Origin of the sequence: Actinomadura sp. 7K507 (assembly GCF_004348425.1) — a bacterium.
Taxonomy (GTDB): Bacteria; Actinomycetota; Actinomycetes; order Streptosporangiales; family Streptosporangiaceae; genus Spirillospora.
Genome location: NZ_SMKK01000491.1, coordinates 1 through 2,106 on the forward strand (window position 1 = coordinate 1; position 2,106 = coordinate 2,106).

At 57.3% G+C, this 2,106-nt stretch carries 1 rRNA gene; it reads left to right on the plus strand.

The features are described from left to right. Window positions 1-31: 31 nt before the first annotated feature. Window positions 32-2,106, plus strand: a 23S ribosomal RNA gene (locus tag E1285_RS44735); the annotation flags it as partial.

Below are 2,106 nucleotides of genomic sequence, written 5' to 3' on the forward strand. Positions count from 1 at the left end.
TTATCTGCGATTTGTTTTGATCGTTTTGTGTGTTCAAGTTTTTAAGGGCATACGGTGGATGCCTTGGCATCAGGAGCCGATGAAGGACGTGGGAGCCTGCGATATGCCTCGGGGAGTCGGCAACCAGACTTTGATCCGGGGATTTCCGAATGGGGAAACCTGGCACTCGTCATGGGGTGTCGCCGCCTGCTGAATGTATAGGCAGGTTGGTGGGAACGCGGGGAAGTGAAACATCTCAGTACCCGCAGGAAGAGAAAACAATTGTGATTCCGTGAGTAGTGGTGAGCGAAAGCGGAGGAGCCTAAACCGTGCGCGTGTGATACCTGGTAGGGGTTGCGTGTGCGGGGTTGTGGGAGCATCCGGTTGGATCTACCAGTCCAGCGAGAAGTTACAAACTGCTTGGGTAGTCGAATGGCTTGGGATGGCCGACCGTAGACGGTGAGAGTCCGGTAGACGAAATCTGAGTGGCTTCTGGGTGTTTTCCCGAGTAGCACGGGGCCCGTGAAATCCTGTGTGAATCTGCCACGACCACGTGGTAAGGCTGAATACTTCCTGGTGACCGATAGCGGACTAGTACCGTGAGGGAAAGGTGAAAAGTGCCCCGGTGAGGGGTCGTGAAAGAGTACCTGAAACCGTGTGCCTACAAGCCGTCAGAGCCTCCTCCAGGACCTTTCGGGGTTGTGGTTGGTGATGGCGTGCCTTTTGAAGAATGAGCCTGCGAGTTATGGTGTGTGGCGAGGTTAACCGGTGGCGGGTAGCCGTAGCGAAAGCGAGTCTGAATAGGGCGTTTTTAGTCGCATGCTGTAGACCCGAAGCGGGGTGATCTAGCCATGGGCAGGGTGAAGCGCCGGTAAGACGGTGTGGAGGCCCGAACCCACCAGGGTTGAAAACCTGGGGGATGACCTGTGGTTAGGGGTGAAAGGCCAATCAAACTCCGTGATAGCTGGTTCTCCCCGAAATGCATTTAGGTGCAGCGTTGCGTGTTTCTTGCCGGAGGTAGAGCTACTGGATGGCTGATGGGCCCTACCAGGTTACTGACGTCAGCCAAACTCCGAATGCCGGTAAGTGAAGCGTGGCAGTGAGACTGCGGGGGATAAGCTTCGTAGTCGAGAGGGAAACAGCCCAGATCATCGGCTAAGGCCCCTAAGCGTGTGCTAAGTGGGAAAGGATGTGGAGTTGCCTTGACAACCAGGAGGTTGGCTTAGAAGCAGCCATCCTTGAAAGAGTGCGTAATAGCTCACTGGTCAAGTGATTCCGCGCCGATAATGTAGCGGGGCTCAAGCACACCGCCGAAGCCGTGGCACTTGCACCCTTTGGGGTGTGGGTGGGTAGGGGAGCGTCCTGCAGCCGGTGAAGCCGCCGAGTGATCGAGTGGTGGAGGCTGTGGGAGTGAGAATGCAGGCATGAGTAGCGAATCAAGAGTGAGAAACTCTTGCGCCGGATGACTAAGGGTTCCTGGGGCAGGCTAATCCGCCCAGGGTAAGTCGGGACCTAAGGCGAGGCCGACAGGCGTAGTCGATGGACAACGGGTTGATATTCCCGTACCCGCTGGTATGCGCCAACGCTGAACCCTCTGATGCTAACCACCCGATCCCCGGGTTGAGCCTTCGGGCTCTTGCTGGGGGGAGCGTGGGGCCCGAGGGGGTAGTAGGTGAGTGATGGGGTGACGCAGGAGGGTAGCTCAGCCCAGGCGATGGTTGTCCTGGGGTAAGCATGTAGCCCGCGCTGTAGGTAAATCCGCGGCGCACACAGGGTGAGATGTGATGCCGAGCCGTTTTAGGTGAAGTGAGTGATCCCATGCTGTCGAGAAAAGCCTCTAGCGAGTGTATCGGCGGCCCGTACCCTAAACCGACTCAGGTGGTCAGGTAGAGAATACCAAGGCGATCGGGTGAACTGTGGTTAAGGAACTCGGCAAATTGCCCCCGTAACTTTGGGAGAAGGGGGACCATGCTTGGTGATCGCCTTCGCGGCGGGAGCTGGGTGTGGTCGCAGTGGCCAGGGGGAAGCGACTGTTTACTAAAAACACAGGTCCGTGCGAAGTCGTAAGACGCTGTATACGGACTGACGCCTGCCCGGTGCCGGAACGTTAAGAGGACCGGTTAGACC